The organism is Microcystis sp. M_QC_C_20170808_M9Col, assembly GCF_007095495.1.
GTDB lineage: Bacteria > Cyanobacteriota > Cyanobacteriia > Cyanobacteriales > Microcystaceae > Microcystis > Microcystis aeruginosa.
In genome coordinates this window covers 1-12,989 of record NZ_SFBZ01000197.1, presented here as the reverse complement: position 1 = coordinate 12,989, position 12,989 = coordinate 1, and the positions used below count along the sequence as shown (strand labels likewise).

The 12,989-nt window shown below is 42.8% G+C and carries 17 protein-coding genes and 1 pseudogene; 11 read left to right on the top strand and 7 right to left on the bottom strand.

What is annotated here, in order from left to right:
• Positions 1 to 134 precede the first annotated feature (134 nt).
• Positions 135 to 392: pseudogene (locus EWV68_RS11755) on the bottom strand (hypothetical protein); the annotation flags it as partial.
• A gap of 91 nt (positions 393 to 483) precedes the next feature.
• The gene (locus EWV68_RS11750; protein ID WP_287169878.1) at positions 484 to 1,437 is read right to left on the bottom strand and encodes a branched-chain amino acid ABC transporter permease; all 954 of its coding nucleotides are present in this window, start codon (positions 1,435 to 1,437) and stop codon (positions 484 to 486) included.
• Positions 1,438 to 1,636: 199 nt separating this feature from the next.
• On the opposite strand from EWV68_RS11750, the gene EWV68_RS11745 reads away from it, so the two are divergent.
• Together EWV68_RS11745 and EWV68_RS11740 are read left to right on the top strand one after the other, a co-directional pair.
• Complete coding sequence (locus EWV68_RS11745; protein ID WP_147069580.1) at positions 1,637 to 1,828, top strand: hypothetical protein; 192 nt, start codon at positions 1,637 to 1,639, stop codon at positions 1,826 to 1,828.
• Between the two features lie 287 nt (positions 1,829 to 2,115).
• Positions 2,116 to 2,688: a manganese efflux pump MntP gene (locus tag EWV68_RS11740; RefSeq protein WP_193961534.1), complete on the top strand. Its 573-nt coding sequence runs from the start codon at positions 2,116 to 2,118 to the stop codon at positions 2,686 to 2,688.
• A gap of 26 nt (positions 2,689 to 2,714) precedes the next feature.
• Here the strand turns inward: EWV68_RS11740 and queC are convergent, their stop codons facing one another.
• From queC to EWV68_RS11720, 4 genes are all read right to left on the bottom strand, one after another.
• Positions 2,715 to 3,407: a 7-cyano-7-deazaguanine synthase QueC gene (gene queC, locus EWV68_RS11735; RefSeq protein ID WP_287169877.1), complete on the bottom strand. Its 693-nt coding sequence runs from the start codon at positions 3,405 to 3,407 to the stop codon at positions 2,715 to 2,717.
• Positions 3,407 to 3,769: an aspartyl protease gene (locus EWV68_RS11730; RefSeq protein WP_287169876.1), complete on the bottom strand. Its 363-nt coding sequence runs from the start codon at positions 3,767 to 3,769 to the stop codon at positions 3,407 to 3,409. Before EWV68_RS11730 ends, queC begins: the two co-directional genes overlap by 1 nt.
• On the bottom strand, positions 3,766 to 4,083 hold the full coding sequence (locus EWV68_RS11725) for a hypothetical protein (RefSeq protein ID WP_002799114.1): 318 nt from the start codon (positions 4,081 to 4,083) through the stop codon (positions 3,766 to 3,768). The genes EWV68_RS11730 and EWV68_RS11725 overlap by 4 nt, the downstream gene beginning before the upstream one ends.
• A 302-nt stretch (positions 4,084 to 4,385) precedes the next feature.
• A complete protein-coding gene (locus tag EWV68_RS11720; protein WP_287169875.1) occupies positions 4,386 to 5,003 on the bottom strand; it encodes a 7-carboxy-7-deazaguanine synthase QueE in 618 nt (205 codons plus the stop codon).
• Here EWV68_RS11720 and EWV68_RS11715 point away from each other — a divergent pair.
• The 8 genes from EWV68_RS11715 (at position 4,980) to EWV68_RS11680 (ending at position 11,377) form a co-directional block, all read left to right on the top strand.
• The gene (locus EWV68_RS11715) at positions 4,980 to 5,537 is read left to right on the top strand and encodes a Ycf51 family protein (protein ID WP_287169873.1); all 558 of its coding nucleotides are present in this window, start codon (positions 4,980 to 4,982) and stop codon (positions 5,535 to 5,537) included. The genes EWV68_RS11720 and EWV68_RS11715 overlap by 24 nt on opposite strands.
• A gap of 20 nt (positions 5,538 to 5,557) precedes the next feature.
• Positions 5,558 to 6,667: an iron-containing alcohol dehydrogenase family protein gene (locus tag EWV68_RS11710; protein WP_012265683.1), complete on the top strand. Its 1,110-nt coding sequence runs from the start codon at positions 5,558 to 5,560 to the stop codon at positions 6,665 to 6,667.
• Between the two features lie 313 nt (positions 6,668 to 6,980).
• Positions 6,981 to 7,202 (top strand): hypothetical protein, encoded by a 222-nt coding sequence (locus tag EWV68_RS11705; RefSeq protein ID WP_287169871.1) that lies wholly within the window; start codon positions 6,981 to 6,983, stop codon positions 7,200 to 7,202.
• A gap of 265 nt (positions 7,203 to 7,467) precedes the next feature.
• Entirely contained in the window at positions 7,468 to 8,601 is a 1,134-nt protein-coding gene (locus tag EWV68_RS11700; protein ID WP_287169869.1) for a HetZ-related protein 2, read from the top strand.
• A 159-nt stretch (positions 8,602 to 8,760) separates the two neighbouring features.
• Positions 8,761 to 8,919: a hypothetical protein gene (locus EWV68_RS11695; RefSeq protein WP_287169868.1), complete on the top strand. Its 159-nt coding sequence runs from the start codon at positions 8,761 to 8,763 to the stop codon at positions 8,917 to 8,919.
• 2 nt (positions 8,920 to 8,921) lie between these two features.
• Positions 8,922 to 10,436 (top strand): cryptochrome/photolyase family protein, encoded by a 1,515-nt coding sequence (locus EWV68_RS11690; protein ID WP_287169866.1) that lies wholly within the window; start codon positions 8,922 to 8,924, stop codon positions 10,434 to 10,436.
• A 122-nt stretch (positions 10,437 to 10,558) separates the two neighbouring features.
• On the top strand, positions 10,559 to 10,900 hold the full coding sequence (locus EWV68_RS11685) for a translation initiation factor (RefSeq protein ID WP_287169864.1): 342 nt from the start codon (positions 10,559 to 10,561) through the stop codon (positions 10,898 to 10,900).
• Positions 10,901 to 10,909: 9 nt separating this feature from the next.
• Positions 10,910 to 11,377: a TspO/MBR family protein gene (locus tag EWV68_RS11680; protein WP_061430181.1), complete on the top strand. Its 468-nt coding sequence runs from the start codon at positions 10,910 to 10,912 to the stop codon at positions 11,375 to 11,377.
• Between the two features lie 365 nt (positions 11,378 to 11,742).
• Here EWV68_RS11680 and cobM read toward each other — a convergent pair whose 3' ends face one another.
• Positions 11,743 to 12,531: a precorrin-4 C(11)-methyltransferase gene (gene cobM, locus EWV68_RS11675; protein ID WP_061430182.1), complete on the bottom strand. Its 789-nt coding sequence runs from the start codon at positions 12,529 to 12,531 to the stop codon at positions 11,743 to 11,745.
• Between the two features lie 207 nt (positions 12,532 to 12,738).
• Here cobM and EWV68_RS11670 point away from each other — a divergent pair.
• Positions 12,739 to 12,989, top strand: a 251-nt coding sequence (locus EWV68_RS11670) for a helix-turn-helix domain-containing protein (RefSeq protein WP_287169862.1), incomplete at its 3' end; no start/stop codon positions are given.

Sequence of the window (12,989 nt, the reverse complement as noted above, 5' to 3'; positions counted from 1 at the left end):
TAACTCGACCGACCCAACTGCAACAAAAAGCGTTAGATTTATTGGGAGTTTCTCTGATTTGTACCCAGTAACGGGGTGCTGGAAATTCTCTTAATCCCTCCTACAGCATAGGTTATGGCCTTTTGTCAACGGGGAAGTCCAGATATACAACTGCGAATCTCTATTTCTGAGGGCGGGTTACGGAAAGGTTCAAACAAACAGGAAGTCGCCGCCATTTTTCCGAGTAAACCTAAAGGGAGTTCGGTCCTTGATGGTGAACTGGCCGGTTCAAACCAGACATCTATTTCTTGAACCTCACTTTTCACTTTCTTACTCTTTTTTATGGTTCCTAGAGGCGCTAACAGTTCCTCTAAATATTCCTTGGCAAATTGGTCGTGAATTTGGCGGGTCATTCTCGGAGATGACTGAGAATATAAAGGGGGATAAACTATCCTATTATATCATTAATTAAAAAGGAATCCAATCGACAACATTGATCCATGACTAGGAATCAACTTGACTAAGAGAGGAACGTCTTTTAAAAGGAATTAGTTTTTTGATTAATTCAGGTGTAATTAAGCCTTGAGGATAAAAAATTGTTCCCAAAACGATTAAAATTCCAAAAATAATCAAACGACCATCGCGCAAGAAATTCCCTAACCAAATTGGTAAACCATTCACACCGCCGAGGGCGCGTAAAACTTCGGGCAAAGCAGTTAAAACAATACCTCCCACCACGGGCCCGACAAAAGTTCTGGAACCACCAATTAAAACAAAAGCCAAGAAAATAATACTGGCATCAAAAGTTCCCTGACGGGAATTCCAAGTATTGAGAAAATGGGCGCTTACCGCTCCCACAACTGCCGCTAAAACTGCCCCGAAAGTGAAGGATAAAACTTTGTGATAGGTGGGATTAATTCCCATGGCCGCAGCTGCCAATTCATCGGCACGAATGGCATTAAATGCCCGACCAATTTTGATGTTTTCTAACCGGTAGAGAAACAGCATAGTTAGGAATAAGAGGGGCAAGGCCAGCCAAAGGTAGGCTAATTGAGTAGTGAAGGGTTGGGGAATGGCGAAAATACCGACCGCACCGCCAGTTATCTCGAGATTAAGGGCAATAATTCTCAAAATTTCTACCCAGGCGATCGTGGCAATGGCTAAATAAATACCTCGCAAACGGAGAACAGGAATACCTAAAACTATGGCTAATATTCCCGCAATAATGCCAGCAATTAACATTTCTAAAAAGACCAAAGCCAGGGGATAATTGCTGCCGGTATTAGTAAAAACTTGCGTGGAAAGAATGGCGGCCACATAACCGCCTAAAGCGTAAAAACCGGGGGTTGCTAAGGATAATTGACCGGCCATTAAGGGCAGATAAATTGAAATGCCTAATATGGACCCAAAGATCATTGAAACAATTAAAAAACCATAGGTGTTAAAAAAATCAGCCATATTTTCAGTGAGCGGTTATTGGGTGCTTAAGTTAGGGGAGTCAATTAGCTAATTTTATCACCGTTCTCTCCCACCTCATTCTCTGGTAATTCTCGAAATTATCATAATTTTTTATGTGGCACTTTTCCTATATGGTAGCGTTCGCCACCTTAAAAGCAGACGGGATGATCGATGATGGGAAAAGGTATCTTTCTTAACTTTGTCCTGGAAAAAATTCGGGGGAATTTATAAAACAGCAGCATTGGTTCCTCGGACTCCTACGGTTGAATTTCCCGATAAAATCACAGTAGCGGCTGAAAAAGTCCTAGAAGCTGAGTATATCATCAATTTTACCCCAGAAGCGATCCATCAGGTGCAGGCGATCGGTGAAGAACCAGTAATGTGGTTTTAAACCTTTTCAATTCGATCCGCTCACTAATTAAGTAGCTGGTTATAATTAAATTAAAAATGGATTTTAGGTTCGATCCCCCCTGCCCCCCTTGATAAGGGGGGTGCCGATCCCCCCTTAGTCCCCCCTTTAATCCCCCCTTGATAAGGGGGGCATCTGACAACTTTTAACGCCTACCTACTTAGGTTAGAGAAATGATAGATAAATGAGAGGATCATGAGAGAAATATGAAAGTTTTCTGGGTAAAAATTAGTTAAGATAAGGGGAAATTAAAGGATAAACAACTATAGATGTTTACTTCACTCGAACTTTTAACCACTTCCTTTGTTGCCGTGGGATTAGCCGCCGATGCCGTGGCCGTTTCTCTGACCAGTGGCCTGATGATTCGTCATATTCATGTTAATAAGGCTTTGAAAATTGCTTTGTTTTTTGGGGGATTTCAAGCGATTATGCCGATGATCGGTTGGGGTATCGGTCTAACTTGTCGCGAGTTCCTCGCCTCTTTTGACCACTGGATCGCTTTTATTATTTTAGGAGCGATCGGCAGTAAAATGATCTACGAAGCTGTTCAAAATGATGACGAGGAAAAAAAATTTAATCCTCTAGATTCCTATACTTTAATCGGATTAGCGATCGCTACTAGCATCGATGCTTTAGTAGTTGGTTTGGGTCTATCGATGATTAAAACTCCCTTACTTTTAGCTTGCACTGTCATCGGTTCTATTACCTTTGCTTTATGTTTTATAGCTGTTTTTATCGGGCATAAATTCGGTAATTTATTTAGTCAAAAGGTGGAAATTCTCGGCGGTTTAGTTTTAATATTAATCGGCAGTAAAATCCTCATTGAACATTTAATTGCCTAGATTATCTCCATTTTTCACTATCCTCCCTATTTTCCCCGGCTGTTTTTCAACAGGGCAGTGGCTAATTCGGGATAACCGGCCTCAATTAAAGCCTGATCTCTGATGCGACAGGAATCGCATAAACCGCAGGGTTCAACTTCTCCTTGATAACAAGACCAAGTATCAGCAATGGGAACCCCTAAACTAACGGCACGACGGACGATATCTACCTTACTATCCATCACCAAAGGGGCAATTAATTGGGGTGCTTTCCCTTCTAAACCCGCTTTCGATGATAAATTAGCTAAAGTTTGAAAGGCTTCTAAATACTGGGGACGACAATCGGGATAACCAGAATAATCCACCGCATTAATTCCTAAATATATCGCCTCCGCTTCCCTTGCTTCCGCTAAAGAAAGAGCGATCGAAATAAAAACTGTATTTCTCCCCGGCACATAGGTAATCGGGATAATATTCGGGTTAATTCCCTCTTGGGGAATAGCAATAGATTGATCGGTTAAAGCGGAACCTCCCCACAAAGATAGATTGACTTCGATCAGATGATGTTCTTTAATATCGAGAAAATTAGCAATTTTTTTCGCCGCCGCTAATTCACGCTCGTGTCTTTGTCCATAACGAAAGGAAAGGGCAATTAATTGATAACCAGCAGCTAGAGCGATCGCTGCTGTTGTCGCTGAATCTAATCCCCCGGAAAGTAAAATAATCGCCTTTTTTGTCATTATCCTAATGTCACCTGTGTTTGTTGATAATTAGCTACTAAGATAAATTGTTTTAGCCACCGCGAACCTAACAAAATCTCCTTAATTGCCTCCCCTGCAAAGACGGGAATTTCGTATTCCTGAGCATCAATTCTTACTCTGCCTAAATATATATCAAAAAATGCTTCTCCTTGAGCGGTTATCAATTTATTTTGTCGCAAAAAACGCCAATCAAGACTGTCAGCATCTTGACTATTTATGGCTAAAAACTCGGTAAACCCCGTATCCAGCATGACTTCTGCGGGTAGAATCAATCCATCATTGCCAACTAAATCGATATCAAAATAAATTTGTCCTTTGGTTCCAAATCTCCCTTCAATCATATTCTGCCACTAACTCCAGTTTCATTAATGCCAAAGATATGATGGATTTTGTCGGGATATTTTGCCCTTGCTTTTTTACTGGCCACTTCTTGATCGGGATCGATAAAATAATCGCCGCTATCGGGTTCGATCGCAATGTACCAACCATAATAATGTTTCATTAACCGGGGCTGTAAACTCTGAAAAATCGGCCAACAACGATGATAAAATTCTAATTGTCTGGCGCGATGTTTGGCCTTTTCTTCCTCTGTAGATTGCATCTCTGGAAAAACTCGACCACGACGCACTACTCGTTCAGAATTGTTGTTAGACATAGTATTTAACCTCTTGTTAGTAAATTAGGGTTTGGGAATTATGAATCATGAATTGGGGATTGGGGAGATGGGGAAGTGGGGAGAATAAATAAAAAGTAATCTCCTGACTTGAAAGAGGGTGTAGGGTGTAGGGTGTGGGGTGTAGGGAAGGAAACCTCTTTCATCTGTGGGGGTGAAAATTTTTTCCTGATAACTGATAACTGATAACTGATAACTGATAACTGATAACTGATAACTGATAACTGATAACTGATAACTGATAACTGATAACTGATAACTGATAACTGATAACTGATAACTGACTAGCGGACTCCTAAAAACTTATGGGTTTGGAGACTGAGGCGCCATTGGGGATGCTGGAGAACATAATTAAAGACTAACTCTTTGCTTTCCACTGTATTCCATTCGGGTTGTAGATATTTAATCACCCCTTCCGATAACTTACTTTCCTGCATAGATGCCCAGTCTAAATCCTCTGGATGAGCCACGACAATTTTTAACTCATTTACCCGTGCATAAATACTAGGATCGGGCATTTTATAAGTTTTAGGAGAAAAAGTCACCCAATCGAAAACCCCAGTAAAAGGATGAGCGCCAGAAGTTTCTAAATGTACCCGTAAACCCTGATTTTTTAATTCCTTGGTCAAAGGATCAAGATTGTGCATCAAAGGTTCACCCCCGGTAATCACCACCATAGCGGGGTTAGCCCCTTTTGCCATCTCAACCAATTCCCGCAGCGATTGTTGTGGATAACGGTGGGCATTCCAAGACTCTTTTTGGTCGCACCAAGGGCAATAGACATCGCAACCTCCCAAACGGAGGAAAAAAGCATTGCTTCCCGTCCAAAAGCCTTCGCCCTGTACGGAATGGAAAGTTTCGACAACAGGATAGGTACAATGGTTTATGCTAACCGTTTTCATAGAATCAGTATTATAGAAAATATGGACATTCCCCTGAACTTTGCCAAATACATCCAATGGTCTGGTATTGCCACGCTGGTTTTTTTGGTACTCACGATTATCGCTTTTCTCGTCGGTTGGGGAATCCGCTTTCGTCTCGTCGGTGTCACTAGCTTTATGGCTGTGTTGACGGTGGGAATTTTCGGTCTTGGGTTAGGATTATTTACTCGTACCGAAATTCCGGGGGCGGTGAGATTCTCCCTTGTCTATGATAACGGAGCTAATCAAGCTGTTATCTCCCTGCCCAATACTGTTACTCCCGAGCAAGTGGAAGCAACCCTAAAACAAGCCGCTAGTGACTTGTTTTCCTCTGGTCGCGCCGGTGCTGGCGGTAATAATCAATTTATCATTAGCGCTCGCACTCTCGTTCATCCTCAGCCCGGTTTATCTGCTCCTTTGTACTTAGGACAGATTAAAAAATCCTTCTCCGGCCCGGGGGATAATACTCCTGAACTACAGCTTTTTCCCGAAAGTTTCGCTAAACTTAGCCAATAATCCTGAGAGGTTGTCAAAAAATGTCCAATGCTGTCGCTGTTTTGCCCCTGTTAATCGCCCCCGCACAAGTGATTCGGGGTGACAATGCCCTAGAAGAATCCACCGGCAAGTTAGCGGATTTGGGCAAACGTCCCCTCGTGGTGGGCGGCGATCGCAATTTAGCTTTTTTGTCATCTCCCCTGAAAAATCTCACCCCCAGCTATCACAGTTACGCCCCCGATTGTTCGGAAAATTCCCTAGCATATTTAAAGGCATCTGTCAAGAGTCATGAGGCAGATTTTATCATCGGTGTGGGTGGCGGCAAGGCCCTCGATACGGCCAAATTACTCGCCCATCAGTGCCATTTGCCGATCGCCACGATTCCCACCTCCGCGGCCACTTGTGCCGCCTGGACAGCCCTATCTAACGTCTATTCCGACGCGGGGGCGTTTCTTTACGATCTGTCCCTAGCCCGTTGTCCGGATTTATTAATTCTCGATTACGGTATTATCCAAACTGCCCCGAAAAGAACCTTAATCGCCGGTATTGGCGATGCGATCGCTAAATGGTACGAAGCTTCCGTCAGTAGCGGTCATTGCACAGAAACCCTGATCATTGCCGCTGTCCAACAGGCCCGGGTTTTGCGGGACATTCTTTTCCAAAAATCCCCGGCAGCCCTGGAAAATATCGGCGGGGAGGACTGGAAACAGGTGGTAGATGCCACCGTTTTATTAGCCGGAGTAATTGGTGGTTTAGGGGGTGCTAATTGTCGTACCGTGGCCGCCCATGCAATTCATAATGGTTTAACCCATATTCCCGCTTGCCATCATGCCCTGCACGGGGAAAAAGTCGCCTACGGCATTCTCGCCCAATTGCGTCTAGAGGAAATAGTTTTGGGTAATCAATTGGCAGTATCGGCCCGGGGGCAACTAATCCAGTTTTATGAACAAATTGGTTTACCGAAATCCCTAGAGGATTTAGGATTAAGAGATGTTTCCCTTGCCCAATTGCGCCACGCGGCCGCAATTGCCTGTCAGCCTAATTCGGACATTCATCGTTTACCTTTTACGGTTTCCCCCGAACAAGTTATGGCGGCCATGGTTTCTACTACCACTGCCGATACGATCGGGCAGAAAGTTAAAGCTAATTAAGGGCAATATTTTCGGGATTTATTAATAAAATTCTCACCTATAGCCCTAGGTTTTGAGCAGCAAATCAATCACAGCCCTCAACTAAACCATCCTGAAAGTCCCCCAAGCCTGAAAATCCTGATGCTGACAATTAAAAGAATAATCACCCTGCAATTGTGGGTTGGGTTGAATGATAGTGAAACCCAATAGGGAGTAAGCGTTGGGGGTGGTGCGTTCCCAAATACAAATTAATGTTAAAGCCACAATGGTTTGAGGGAACGCACCCTACAGGCTCATGCTGAATAGGACAAAAATAAATGGAAGGAGTAAAAAAATGCCGACGATAGATATAGAGAAAACACAGCAAGCTTGGACAAACTTAAAGCCAATACTCTTTATTCCTCGTAGCGAATCAGAATATGAACAATTAGTAATTATGTTAGATAATTTGATAGATGAAATAGGAGAAAATGAAAATCATCCTCTTGCTTCTTTAATGGAAATTTTGGGAATATTAATAAAAAATTATGAACAGGAGAATGTTCCCGAATTATAAATGGTAGGGGTGGTGCATTCCCAAATATTGGTTAACCTTGAAATTGTCATGTTTTCAGGGAGGACACCCTAGGAAAGAATGCGAGCGCACTTTCCGCACAATTCCTATTTCTCTTCTGCCTAGAGTCCTATCTTGTTCGGGTGTTGGGTAAAATCGTTGCGATAGGCTTTCTCCATGGCTCAGGTTCTAGCATATATCGTGTAAATGCGCTAATATTCAAACTAAAGCCGTCCTCAAAAGACGGGGTTTGGAACTCAATTTTTCGATGACGACAATAATCGACGAGTTAAGGCAACAATGGCAAGATCGCCTCTCTCAAACAGAGGATTCCTTAACCGATCGCCAACGGGATACCATTATCAATTGGTTACTCGGTGAAGATAGCCAACGTTGGGAAAATTTAGATGAGAGAGATTTAGAAATCGCTAAACGGGGATTAGTTTATCTTTGGCAAATTTTACGGCAACGCTATCTCAAAGTTAGTCCCACCCGCGGCTATCGTAACCTGATTGATCGTCTCGGCGCTTGTGTCACTCTCCGGCAAAAAATTCGCACTTGGGTTTCCTTAAGTCGCGATCGTCGGCAAGCGGTGGCCGATGTCTTGCAAGAAATTATTCAAGAGATGTTAAATAGCGATCGCTATCTGCAATCCCAGTTAGCATGGATCTCTCGTTGTACCAACGATCAAGCTACTCGCAATCAGCTGCTGTTAGCCACCCTGGAGGAATACGCCCTGCGTCCGATCCGCAATCAACCCCTGTTAGCCTATCGTTTTGTTAATTATCTCCGTCGTCAATCGAGAAGCGGTATCACTAACGTGCCTCGGCAAGAAATGATCTGGATTCTCTCCGATGAAATTAGTGACGATGAGGGGGAAACTAGCTTAAGTTTACTGGACCAAAATGCGATCGCTACCTACGAAGATCAACGCACTCACCAAGAAGCGCAAATTCTCCGGGCAAAAGTTCAAGAGGGTTTTGCTGACTATCTAGAGGAAAATGTTGGTCTGGAGGCGGTGACTTGGTTTAACCTCTATCTAGGGGGCGAAAGCCAAGATGTGATCGCCAAAGAGATGAATATTCCCATTCAACGGATTTATCGTATCCGGGAAAAAGTTGGCTATCATGCGATTAAGGTTTTTGCCCTCAAGGAAGGGACAGAATTAATCGCTGAATGGTTACAAATCAGCCCGAAAGAGCATAATTTTGGCTTAACTCTCAGTCAATGGCAAAGTTTCTATGCTGGCCTTTCTCCCAGGGGTAAAAGCGTTATCGATGGCTTAAAAGCGGGTAAAACCCTTGAGGAAATCGCCGGCGAATTAAACTGTAAACGCACGCAAGTGGTCAAAGAATGGACGCAACTTTATCTAAGCGCCCAAAGTCTTAGGACAAAAACCTAATCAGTTATCAGTTATCAGTTATCAGTTATCAGTTATCAGTTATCAGTTATCAGTTATCAGTTATCAGTTCACTGAGAAAACTCCCCACACCCCACACCCCACACCCCACACCCCACACCCCACTTCCCATCCCCTTTTTGATTTTTGACTTCCAGAAATATGTGGATTATTAGCAAAAAAGTCGGGGTATTTACCCATTATTTAACCTCTACGGGTACATTTACCCCCAGCATCGACAAAGCCAGTAAATTTTCTGATCGGGAAATGGCGGATATTATGGCTAAAAAATATGGGGGAATAGTCGAGGCAATGAGATAATTATGACCATTGGCATTTGGATTTTAGGGGATCAATTATGGACAGGACAAGCGGCCTTAGCTAATCGTCAAGCCTATTCACAGGAAACGCCGGTTATTTTAATTGAATCCCACAATCATATTCGACAAAGACCCTATCATCAGCAAAAATTAGTTTTAATCTGGTCGGCGATGCGTCATTTTGCCGAAGAATTAAAAACTTTAGGATGGTCTGTCACCTACGAAGTTGCTGAAGATTTTGAACCGATTTTATCTGCTTGGATTGAACGATTAGGTATTAAAGAATTACAGATTATGATGCCTAATGATTTACCTTTTCTTAGATTAATCAAAAATCTTAATTTAGACTGTGCTATAACCCTAATTGATAATAATCACTTTCTCTGGACAAGGACAGATTTTAATAATTGGGCTAAATCTCGTAAAAGACTATTACTAGAGGATTTCTATCGAGAAAGTCGTAAAAAATGGCAGATTTTAATCGAGGATAATCAACCCATAGGAGGACAATGGAACTTTGATAAACAAAACCGTAAACCGCCCAAGGATGGATTAAAAACTGCTGCTCCTCTTTGGTTTGAACCCGATGAAATTACCCTTCAGGTTATCGCTGATGTGGAAGCTTTAGATATTCCTAAATATGGAAAAATCAAACCTTTTCGCTGGGCAGTAAACCGCAGACAAGCTTTACAGGTTTTGGAGCATTTTATTACTAATTGTCTGCCCAACTTTGGACCCTACCAAGATGCGATGGTAACGGAAGAAGAAACCCTCTGGCATTCCCTATTATCTCCCTATCTTAATCTAGGATTACTAACGCCGTTGGAAGTGATTCAAGGGGCAGAAATTGCCTATAAAAAAGATAATTTAGCCCTAAATAGCATCGAAGGATTTATCCGTCAGGTGTTGGGATGGCGGGAATATATGCAGGGAATTTATCATTATCTGGGAGAAGATTACGCTAATCGTAATTGGTTTGAGCATCAACAACCCTTACCGGCTTTCTTTTGGGATAGTAATCAAACCGAGATGAATTGCCTCAAACAAGTATTATCACAGGTGGAAAATACCGGTTATGCCCATCATATTCAAAGATTAATGATTTTGAGCAATTTTGCCTTAATTTTTGGTTGCTCTCCCCAAGAGATTGAAAACTGGTTTCATAGTGTTTTTATCGATGCCTACGATTGGGTAATGCAGACTAATGTACTGGGAATGGGACAATTTGCCGATGGGGGAATTCTCGCTTCCAAACCCTACGCCGCCTCGGCCAACTATATTGATAAAATGAGTGATTATTGTCGGGGTTGTCTGTATAAAAAAAATGAACGAGTCGGGGATTTAGCCTGTCCTTTTAACTTTCTTTACTGGGATTTTTTGGCACGACATCGAGAAAAATTAAAGTGCCAAGGTCGAGTTAATATGATTTTAGGTCATCTCGATCGAATGTCGGCAGCTGAACTTAATCAAATGCGCTGCCAGTCCAACCAATTAAGAGCTATCAGCGGTCAGCTTTGAATCAGTTATCAGTTATCAGTTATCAGTTATCAGTTATCAGATGCCAGTTTTCAGTTCACTGATTACTGTTTACTGTTTACTGGTCACTGAAAAACCCCGAAACCCAGTATGATAATTGCTATATGAGTAAATCTAAGGAAAAAAACCGGATTGCCTATCAGGAATTTGGAGATCAAAGCAATTCTCAAGCTTTTGAGCGTTCCATCCCTGAATTACCCCCAAATCAGCAGAATTTGCGAGTACAAACCTCCCGCTCTGGTCGTGCGGGAAAAACCGTTACCATGGTTACAGGTTTTCAATGTCAAACCGAAACTCTGACGAAATTATTAAAACAGTTAAAAACTGCTTGCGGAACGGGTGGTACAGTTAAAGAAAATACCATTGAGATCCAAGGAGATCATCGCCAAAAAATTCTCCAAATTCTCATTGAATCGGGTTACAAAGCCAAAATTAGCGGAGGATAGCTAAAAATGATGATTCCCTCTTGGTTGCTTATCAGTGTCGTCGGATTTTTGGTAGCGTTAGCTGGGGGATTACTCAATTCTCGCGATGTGCGTTGGTTTGCGCGTTTGCGTCGTCCCGATTGGTTAACCTTTGAAGGATTAATCCCTCTTATCTGGACAATTATCTATATTTGTGGGGCAATTTCTGCTTATTTAGTCTGGGAAGCTCAACCGGCTAATCGCTGGTTTTTGATGGCTTTTTATCTGTTGGTGGAATTGACTATTACTGCCTATACTCCCGTCACCTGTAAACTACGCAGTCTCAAAGCGGGAACGATTATCGGAGGTACGGGTTTTTTCTTGGGTTGTCTTCTGGCGCTATTGGTTTTCCCTGTTTCTTCTTGGGCGGGCATCCTACTCTTACCCTACCTGATTTGGAGTCCGATCGGTACCTATGTGACTTGGGAAATGATCCATCTCAATCCTCGGGATGTATAGACAGGTAAAGTGGGATGGGTTAAAAATTAACACATCCCACAGGTCTTATTGCCATCTACCAACTTGAAAATCTAGACTGTTTTTCTCGCTCTAACTCGCTCTACCCTGCGAGGAATGGAGCAATCAAGGAAGTTAGGAACCTCCTGACGACAGTGAGGACAATACCAGTAGGCACGACCAACCACAAGGTGACGAAGGATAATTCCCGAACACATAGGGCAGTTGTGCATGGATTGTTAGACTAATTTTAAAAGCTTTTAAAATTGTCCTACCTCCTACTGCGATTTTAAACAAAATCGCCGCTCTTTAACTCTAACTTTAGGTAGAAACTGGGTATTTCTTTCGGTACATTTCCCAGAAAATACCTAAGAATGAGGACGGAAAAGATGGGAGTGTTGCGGGTGATAAAGTTGCGATCGAGTTCCTGTAATCTGGTTTAAAGCGGGACTAATTAGATAAAGGGTAGTTCTAGTTAAATTTTCCCGATGGGTTAATTGGGCCATCTCTGACAGGGGGACAACCCAGATTTTTTCGTCGGGCCAACCGAGACGGAAACAAACGGCCACCTGTTGCTCTGGCTGGTAGTATTGTAGGAGTTTTTCCTGGGCTTTGTCAACGTGACGGGCGGCTAAATATAGGCATAAACTGGCTTTATGGGCGGCTAAAGAGGCTAATTCTTCACTTTCTGGCATGGGAGAGGCTTTTCCTTCCACCCGGGTTAGAATAATTGTCTGGACTAATTCCGGAATCGTTAATTCTAGGGCCAATTTGGCCGCTAATCCTTGAAAGGCACTAATTCCGGGGATTAGCTGAAAGGGTATATCTGCTGCTGTCAAAAGCTCAATTTGTTCTTGGATGGCACTATAGAGACTTAAATCCCCCGATTGCAGTCGCACCACCGCTAAACCCCGACGCACGCGATCGATCATTAAAGGGATAATTTCCTCTAGGGTGATGCTACTGGTGGGAATTAACTCGGCATCTTGACGAGTATCCTCAAGAATCTGTTTAGGGACGAGGGAATCAGCAAAGAGGATAACATCGGCTTTTTGGAGAATTTTATAGGCTTTTACCGTCAATAATTCCGGATCTCCGGGGCCCGCACCAATAAAATAGACGGCCGGGGAGAGCGCCGAGGAGTCAATTAAAGTCATACTAAATCCTGTTTAAAAGGGGTGTGGGGTGTAGGGTGTGGGGATGTGGGGATGTGGGGATGTGGGGAGAATAAATAAAAACAATCTCCTGACTCCTGAATACTGAATCCTATCATCGAAAATTTTGGGTCTGAAACCCCGTCGTTCTACGACGGCTTTACTGTTAAATCTTAGCGCATTTACAAAATATGTGTTAGAATGTGAGGTATGGAAAAAGCCTATTCTTACCGATTTTACCCAACACCCGAACAAGAGTCGCTATTGCGGCGCACTTTGGGCTGTGTAAGATTAGTTTACAACAAAGCTCTCCATGTCAGAACACAAGCATGGTACGAAAGACAAGAAAGAGTAGGCTACGCTCAAACTTCTTCAATGCTAACCGATTGGAAAAAGCAAGAAGAATTAGAGTTTTTAAACGAAGTTAGCTGTGTACCTTTACAACAAGGGTTAAGACACCT